Genomic DNA, 8186 nt, shown 5'->3' with positions numbered 1-8186 from the left:
GCCTTGTGTCGCGAAAGGCCTGCGTAGCAGGCCCGGCAATCTTGCATGATGCGAAAATCTCGGGCCCGCTACGCGCGCCTTTCGCGACACAAGGCCGCTCCTACAGGTGGCAAACCTTTCCGACCGTGATTACCCGCCTTGGTGCATGCCTAAAACCTGTACGACATTTCCGAACCTGCTACCAAATGCTTCGAGATCGAGCAGCTTCGGACCTATCCTACGCACAACTCAGAAGCTTCACCGTTGCCGGTCTTTCACCTCGGGAATAACGTCCTCGGGTCGCCATCAGGTGACCGGGTGTGAGAAACCCGATTGAAATGTCAGGTAACGCCGTTATGGCAGCCGCGTGCGGGCAGACTTCGGTCTGGCCGAGTTTTCTTGCATTTCCTCGGTTTTCTCACCCCGCGCACGGCTGCCGCCTTTCAATCCGTGAGAAAGGTTGAAGCGGCAGCGTCTTCCACGAAATGCGAGAAGCACGCCATGAAAAAAATCGTCCCCGACCCACCCCTGGGCAAACTCCCCCTCACCCCCTTCTTCACCGTCCGCACCGACATGTACCCACCCGATGCCCTCATGCACCTCAACGAGCTGCTGCGCGGCGTGTCGGAAACCATCGACGAACACTGCCGCAACCACGCAGGCCAGCCGGGCCTTGGCATGCTCGCCAACGCCGCCCACGCCACCGACATCGCCCGCGCTTTGGGCGAGCATGTGCTGGGCCGCCTGGATATGACCCTGTTCAGAAGCGGGGCATAAGATGGCCGAACCCACCGCCGTAACCGCAGGCGTCGAAACCCTGCTGGAGGCCGGCAGCCCACCGCTGCCGCTACTACGGGTGATGCCCGGCATCCCCATCGACGATGCCTACGAACAGGTGTCGATTTTGCTGGGTTACATCAAGCACCTGATCCGCGAAGGCGATGCCGAGGATGACCACAAACTGCTGGGCGCCGCAGACTACCTCAGCGCCCTGGCCAAGGCGCTGATGAACGATATCGAGATCGCCCGCAACCGGCGCCACTGAGCGCCAACCCCATCTCGGGGCAAGCCCGCTCCCACAGATACAGCGCAGCATTCAGGCTGGCGCAATCCTGTAGGAGCGGCCTTGTGCCGCGAAAGGCCTGCATGGCAGGCCCGGCCATCTTGCATGATGCGCAAATCCTGGGCCCGCTACGCGCGCCTTTCGCGACACAAGGCCGCTCCTACAGGGGACCGCGTCAAACCAACGAACCTCGGCTTGGGCCTACTGCTGCAACGCCAGCTCCACCGCGCGCAACAACGCCTCTTCACTGAACGGCTTGCCCAGGCACACCACCGCGCCCTGCCCCATCGTCAGCTCCCGCGCCGCCGGGTCCCAGTGCGCCGACATGCCGATCACCGGCAGCCGGTAACCGCGCCGCGCCAGCTCGCGCTGCACCTGCTGGCCGCTGCGCCCGGGCATCTTCAGGTCCACCAGTGCGCAATCGGCCTCGCCCGCCAGGGGCGAAGCCAGAAACGCCTCGCCATCGGCGAACGGGTACGCCTCGAAGCCCAGCGAGCGCAGCAGGTTGCACAGGCTTTTGCGCACCGAGGCGTCATCGTCGACGATGCACACCCGCAGCTTGGTGCCCGCTGTGTTCATGCCGCGCCCTGGTCGGCAGCCCGGTCATCACCCGCAACGACCTGGTGCATGGCCACCAGCTCCACCAGCGAGCGGGACTGCATCTTGTTCATGATGTTCTTCTTGTGCACCTTGGTGGTCACTTCGCTGGTGCCGATCTGCCGGGCGATCTGCTTGTGCGACAGCCCTTCCACCACCAGGGCGAACACTTCGCGCTCACGAGGGGTCAGGCGCTGGTACTTGTCGCGCACCTGGCGGGCCTGGCGCCAATCGCGCCCGGCAAGCACCGCCCGGGCACGCACGCTGTCCAGCAAAGCCAGCAGCTGGTGCTCGTCGAAGGGTTTGGTCAGAAACTCGAACGCCCCGGCACGCATGGCCTGCACGGTGAGCGGGATGGTGCCGTAGCCGGTCATGAACACGATCGGCCAGGGCAGGTCGAGGCGGCGCAGGGCATGCTGCAGCTCCAGGCCCGAGGCGGCCGGCAGGTTGATGTCCAGCAACAGGCAGGCATAGGGGTTGTCCCACTGCTGTTCCAGCAGTTCTTCGGCCGAGGCATACAGGCGATGCGGGATATTCTCGGCACGCAGCAGGCGGCCCAGGGCGGTGCGCACCGACACGTCATCGTCCACCACCAGCACATGCACGGCTGCGCCGTCGGGCTCCGGCGCCTCGCTGTCGAGGCTGTAGCCGCTGCGGCCCGAGGCCAGCACCGAGGCATCCGGCGCCAGGTCGGCCAGCAACCGGTAACCGCGCCGCGGCACGGTCTGGATCACCTTCTTGTCACCCAGCCACTTGCGCAGCAGCGACACCTGCACCTGCAGGTTGTTGTCCTCGACCACCGTACCCGCCCACACCTGGCTGAACAGCTCGTCCTTGCTCACCACCCGGCCATTGGCGCGTACCAGGGTGGCCAGCACCTCGAAGGCACGGCCGCCCAACGGGATCGGCAGGCCGTCACGGAAGGCTTCGCGCCGCTCCAGCGACACCATGGCTTTGCCTATTCGGATCATCGCATCCTCGACTCTCGCGGGCTGGGCGGTTGTGTGGCCCGGGGCACTCTAGTGCCGACAGGCGCGCAGGCACAATTATCCCGAGGGATAACAGGGTCATTGGACTATACACAGCCCCGCGCACCACGCCGGCGCACGAGGGGACCATAACAGTCAGAATGGTTCCCGTTCCTGCCAAGCCGCCCTGCGCCGCATTTCGTCGCCCGACCGCTCCGTATACTCGCGGCCAGGATGTCGGTTGCAAAGGGGTGCCATGATGCTCGATGAACGCCTCGTTCACGTGTCCATCGATAACGATCCGTCGATAGACGAACACTGGATGAGCCGCTGCACCCCGGTGCCATTGGGCCAGGACGGTGAGCTCAGCCACTTTCGCCTGCTCGACGCCACGGCCGGCCAGGCCTGGCTGGCGATCCGCGCGCCGGTGGAGTCCCCGGCCGCCTGCCAGCGCCTGGAGCGTGACTACCGGCTGGCGCTGGACCCGGCCTGGGCGGTGCTCCCCGCAGCCTTCGTGCGCTCACCCGAAGGGCCCCTGCTGGTGTACCCGGCGGGCCAGTCACTGGCCGACCAGATCGCCCAGGGCCGTGCAGGCCTCGAACGGTTTTTGCCGCTGGCGGTGAACGCCGCGCGCACCCTGGCCCTGGCCCATCAGGGCAATGCCTTGCACGGCGCCTTGCAACCGCGCCACCTTCTGCTCGACGACAACGGCCAGGTACGCATCGGCGGTTTTCGCGCCGACCCCACGGAAATCGGCAGTGCCCAGGCTGACGGCTGGGCCTACCTGGCCCCGGAGCAAATCTGCCCCCACGGCACCAGCACCGACCGGCGCAGCGACATCTACGCCCTGGCGGCAATCCTCTATCAGCTACTGCTCGGCGAGTTGCCACTGGCCGGGCGCGACACCCAGCACTGGCGCCAACTGCACGCCGGCGTGCAGGCAAAACCGGCCTGCGACATCGACCCGACCCTGCCCGCGCCCATCAGCCAGATCCTCGCCAAGGCCCTGGCAAAGGAGCCCGATGCCCGCTACCAGAGCGCCGAAGCGCTGGCCATCGACCTGGCGCACTGCCAGCGCCAATGGGCCGCCAACGCCGCTATCGCGCCCTTTACCCCAGGCTGCGCCGACCTGGTGCCAGCCACTGGCGAGCGCTTGTACGGGCGCGCCGATGAGCAACGCATCATCGCCCGCCTGCTCGACGAGCTGCGCCGCGAACGCAGCGCCCGCGGCCTGCTGGTCAACGGCGCCGCCGGCATGGGCAAGTCGAGCCTGGTGCTGGCCGCGCTGAAAGCCCACGCTGACGGCCACTGGGCCAGCGGCAAGTGCAACAGCCTGGAACAGGCCGTGCCCTATGCACCGTGGATCGACATCCTCGGCACCCTGACCACCCAACTGCTGGCACAAGGCAGCCAGCAACTGGAAGCCATCGGTCGGGACATCCGCCAGCGGGTCAAAGGCTCTGGCCAGTTGTTGAATACCCTGGCCCCGGAGCTGCAGCTGATCATCGGCCCGAGCAGCGGCCTGCCGGAAAAACCCTCGCGCCTGGCCCTGGAGAAACAACACCGCGCCATCGTCGACTTCCTCGAAGTGTTCAGCAGCCCGGGGCGGCCGCTGGCGATCTTCCTCGACGACCTGCAATGGGCCGACGACGCCAGCCGCCACCTGCTACAAGCGCTGCTGGCCCGGCCGCCACGCGGCCTGCTGCTGATCCTGGCCAGCCGCCGCGAAGCCGATGATGCCGCAGCGCCTTTCGCCGAGCTGCCCGCCACCCCCACGGCGCTGCGCTGCCAGAACCTGAGCCTGCAGCCACTGCCGGTTGCCGCCATCGTCGAGCTGATTGCCACGCGCTACTACGTCAGCGCCAGCGAGGCGCAGCAAGTGGCCGAGCTGGTGCACGCCAAGACCGCCGGCAACCCGTTCTTCGTCCGCCAGATACTGCGGGCGATGGTCGAGGACCGCCTGTTCGCCTTCGATACCCAGGCCATGCGCTGGTGCTGGTCGCTGGAAGCGGTGGCCCGCCACCGCTACGCCGACAACGTCGCCGACCTGATGGTCCAGCGCCTGGCCCGCTTGCCTTCAGGCCAACGCGAGCTGCTGCGCGTGGCCGGGGCGGCGGGCGGGCGCTTCGACACGCAACTGCTGCGCCGGCTGATCGCCCACCCGTTGGAGCGCCTGGACGGCCGGCTCAAAGCCTTGCTGGATGCAGGCTTTCTGTCATCCAGCGCCCAAGGCCTGGGCTTTGCCCACGACCGCGTGCAGGAAGCCGCCTACCAGCTCACCCCATCCCATGAGCGCGCAGCGCAACATGCGCGCATCGCCCGGGCGATGTGGCAGGCCTGGGGCGACACCCCGCACGAAGGCCTGTTCGAGCTGGCCAACCAGCTGCAGCGCGCCGCCCCCGACAGTTTCAGCCGCGAAGAATGCGCAGCCTTGCTGCCGCTGCTACTGAGCGCCGCCACCCGCGCCCGTGACGCGGTGTCCCACGAGCAGGCCGCCGGCTACCTGCAAACCGCGCAAGCCCTGCAGCAGCGCTGCCCGCCAACTGCGCCCCACGCCTTCGCCCTCGCCCGCATGGCCGCCGAATGCAACATGCTGCGCTCGCGCATGGCCGAGGCCGAGGCCGGTATCGGCCAATGCCACCAGTGCGCGCGCACACCGCTGGAGCGCGCCAACGCCTACCAGCTACAGGCCCGCTTCAAGACCCTGCGCTCGGATTACCAGGGCGCGATTGATGATGCCCTCAGCGGCCTGCGCCTGCTGGGCCTGGACCTGCACCGCGGTGACCAGCCGCAGCAGGTCGAGGCCCGCTACACGCAGGTTCGCGCCCGGATCGAACAGCAGGGCCGCCACTGCCTGGAGGCACTGCCCCGCGCGCAGGACGAAGAGGTGGAGGTGGCCATCGCCCTGCTCGCCACCCTGTCGTCGTCGTTCTTCGTGCCCGACGACATCCGCTTCCTGCACCTGGCGCACATCCTCGAACTGACCCTGGCCCACGGCGTAGCCCCGGGCAGCACCTACGGCCTGGCCTGGTTCGGGGTGATGTGCGCCGAGCGCTTCGGCGCCTACCACGACGGCCACGCCTATTGCCTGGCGGCGCTGCGGCTGATCGAGCGGCATGGTTTCGAATGCGACCTGACCAGCAGCCTGCTGGCCCTGGACCAGGTCAGTGCCTGGACCTCCCCCATGGCCTTCGCCCGGCGCACTGCGCTGGAGGCCATCGACTCGGCGGGCCTTTCCGGCGACCTGGCCATGGCCTGCTACGCCTGCAACCACGCCGTGTCCGATGCTTTGGTCATGGGCCAGCACCTGGGTGAGGTGGGCCAGGAGATCGAGCGCGGCCTGGCCACCGTGCGCGGTTATGGCTACCGCGATATCGAGCACATTTTGCTGGCCCAGCAAGCCTTCGTCGCCGACCTGTGCGACGCACCCGGCGCCCGCTCGCGGGCCGAGCGCGACAGCAGCGAGGCGTTATTGCACGAGGCGCTGGCCGACGCCGGCAGCTCGTGCACCACGCGATTCTTCCAGTGCCTGTTTGCCGGCATGGCGGCGTTCTACCTTGGTGATATCCGCCTGGCCGGCGCCCAGCTTGCCCAGGCTGGCGAGCATGCCTGGGCGGCCCCGGCACACATCAACCTGGCCGACTACCACTTGTTCCAGGCCCTCACCCTCGGCAGCCCGGAGGCCCCCGGCACGCTGGACGAGAAGCTCGAACGGCTGGGCCAGCTGCACCAGCTGTTCAGCCGCTGGGCGCAGTTCAACCCGGTCACCTTCCGCAACAAGGTACTGCTGATCGAGGGGCTGGTGGCGCGCTTGCAAGGCGACGGGCTGTCGGCCATCCGCTGCTTCGACCAGGCGCAGATCGCCGCCACCGCCGCAGGCTTCATCCACGAGCAGGCCATCGCCCACGAGCAATTGGCCGAAGTGTGCATCCCCAGCGGGCTGATATCGGGCGCCAACCTGCACCTGCGCATCGCCCGCGACTGCTTTCACATCTGGGGCGCGGCCGGCAAGGTGCGTCAACTTGAAACCTTGCACCCGTTCCTGCGCACCCAGCCGATCCAGGAAACCTTTCGCGCCAGCTCCCAGGCCAGCCTCGACCTTGAAGCCGGCATCGAGGCGGCGCGCGCGCTGTCTGAGGAAACCCTGCTCGAAGGGCTGATCGAAACCCTGATGGGCCAACTCACCCAGCACGCCGGCGCCGACCATGGCGCGCTGCTGATCGTCAGTGGTGCGGAGTTCCAGATGGCGGCCCTGGCCGACATCGACGACAACGGCCTGCGGGTAAGCATGGAGCAGTGCCAGAAGTTCATGACCCAGGCGCCGCGCTCGATCGTCAACGCCACCCTGCGCACCAAGAAGCCGCTGCTGCTGCACGATGCCCAGGCCGAGTGCCCGGAGGCTTTCCGCCACGACCTGCACGCCCGCGGCGCACGCTCGGTACTGTGCCTGCCGTTGGTGATCCAGGGGGTGCTGATTGGCCTGGTGTACCTGGAAAACCGCCTGGTGCCCAACCTGTTCGGCGGCCAGCGCCTGGCCATGCTGGAAATTCTTGCCGCCCAGGCGGCGGTGTCGTTGCAGACCGCCAAGTTCTATACGCGCCTGGCCGAAGACCACCAGACCCGCGCGCAGATGGAAGCCGAGCTGCGCCGCTCGCGCAGCGAGCTTGCGCGCAGCGCGCATTTGCAGGTGATGAACGAGCTGTCGGCGTCCATTGCCCACGAAATCAGCCAGCCGCTGCTGGGCATTGCCTCCAACGCTGCGGCCAGCCTGCGCTGGCTCAAGCGCGATCAACCTGATTTGGGCGAGGCCATCGCCGGGCTGGAAGACATCCGCGCCGACAGCGAACGCGCGGCCAACATCGTCCGCGCCCTGCGCTCGCTGGCAAGGCAGGCGCCGATGCAGCTCAAGCCGCTGAAGCTGGACGAGGTGATCCTGCAGGTGATCCGCCTGGCTTCGGCCGATGCGCACAAGAGTGCGGTGAAGGTGCAGGCACAGCTGGACGCCAACGCCTGCGTGCAGGCCGACCCAGTGCAGATCCAGCAGTTGGTGTTCAACCTGATCACCAACGCGCTGGAGGCGCTGGCAGGTTTTCGCGACGACGGCGTGGTGCGTATCAGCTCCACCGTGGCCGGCAGCGAAGTGCAGGTGCGGGTGGACGACAACGGCCCGGGAATCCCGGCCGAAGCTCGAGAACAAGTGTTCGAGGCGTTCCACAGCACCAAGAGCAGCGGGCTGGGCATGGGTTTGGCGATCTGCCGCTCAGTGGTGCAGGCCCATGGCGGGCAGTTGCAGGCGCAGGGATCGGAGCTGGGCGGGTGCTGCATCCGTTTCAGCATCCCGATTGCTGCTCCCCTGTAGGAGATCACCCAGCCCTTTCGGGCTGCGCTGTCGCGCAGGGAATTACGGCCGCAAGCGCGCCCCGGCCCCTGTGGGAGCGGCTTTAGCCGCGAAGCAGGCACCGCGCTAGATGGCACCGGCTTCGCCGGTGTTCGCGGCTGAAGCCGCTCCCACAGAGTCCTCGTTAAATCAACGAGTTGTGATTTGTTCCATAGGAGCCGCGCTCCGCTGCCGGAACGCG

5 protein-coding genes are annotated in these 8186 nt (G+C 67.4%); 3 read left to right on the top strand and 2 right to left on the bottom strand.

The genetic code is table 11. The annotated features are described in order from the left end of the window. Positions 1 to 480 precede the first annotated feature (480 nt). Entirely contained in the window at positions 481 to 756 is a 276-nt protein-coding gene (locus ACI2KK_RS03130; RefSeq protein WP_404667833.1) for a hypothetical protein, read from the top strand. Between the two features lies 1 nt (position 757). Further along, positions 758 to 1024 carry a DUF3077 domain-containing protein gene (locus tag ACI2KK_RS03125; protein ID WP_217886718.1) on the top strand — a complete coding sequence of 89 codons (267 nt, stop codon included), beginning with the start codon at positions 758 to 760 and terminating at the stop codon, positions 1022 to 1024. Between the two features lie 219 nt (positions 1025 to 1243). Here ACI2KK_RS03125 and ACI2KK_RS03120 read toward each other — a convergent pair whose 3' ends face one another. Next, a complete protein-coding gene (locus tag ACI2KK_RS03120) occupies positions 1244 to 1594 on the bottom strand; it encodes a response regulator transcription factor (RefSeq protein WP_217843674.1) in 351 nt (116 codons plus the stop codon). A gap of 23 nt (positions 1595 to 1617) precedes the next feature. Next, positions 1618 to 2610 (bottom strand): response regulator, encoded by a 993-nt coding sequence (locus tag ACI2KK_RS03115; protein ID WP_404667832.1) that lies wholly within the window; start codon positions 2608 to 2610, stop codon positions 1618 to 1620. A gap of 256 nt (positions 2611 to 2866) precedes the next feature. On the opposite strand from ACI2KK_RS03115, the gene ACI2KK_RS03110 reads away from it, so the two are divergent. Continuing rightward, positions 2867 to 7966: an AAA family ATPase gene (locus ACI2KK_RS03110; RefSeq protein WP_404667831.1), complete on the top strand. Its 5100-nt coding sequence runs from the start codon at positions 2867 to 2869 to the stop codon at positions 7964 to 7966. The last annotated feature ends 220 nt before the right edge of the window (positions 7967 to 8186 follow it).

It is taken from the genome of Pseudomonas sp. NPDC089406, from assembly GCF_044900265.1.
GTDB lineage: Bacteria > Pseudomonadota > Gammaproteobacteria > Pseudomonadales > Pseudomonadaceae > Aquipseudomonas > Aquipseudomonas fakonensis.
Note: the sequence above shows the minus strand (reverse complement) of the source record. Positions and strands in the feature narration are given on the sequence as shown.

Coding starts and splice junctions, on each gene's coding strand:
- ACI2KK_RS03130 (WP_404667833.1), top strand. CDS start 481: ATGAAAAAAATCGTCCCCGACCCACCCCTGGGCAAACTCCCCCTCACC.
- ACI2KK_RS03125 (WP_217886718.1), top strand. CDS start 758: ATGGCCGAACCCACCGCCGTAACCGCAGGCGTCGAAACCCTGCTGGAG.
- ACI2KK_RS03115 (WP_404667832.1), bottom strand. CDS start 2,610: ATGATCCGAATAGGCAAAGCCATGGTGTCGCTGGAGCGGCGCGAAGCC.
- ACI2KK_RS03110 (WP_404667831.1), top strand. CDS start 2,867: ATGCTCGATGAACGCCTCGTTCACGTGTCCATCGATAACGATCCGTCG.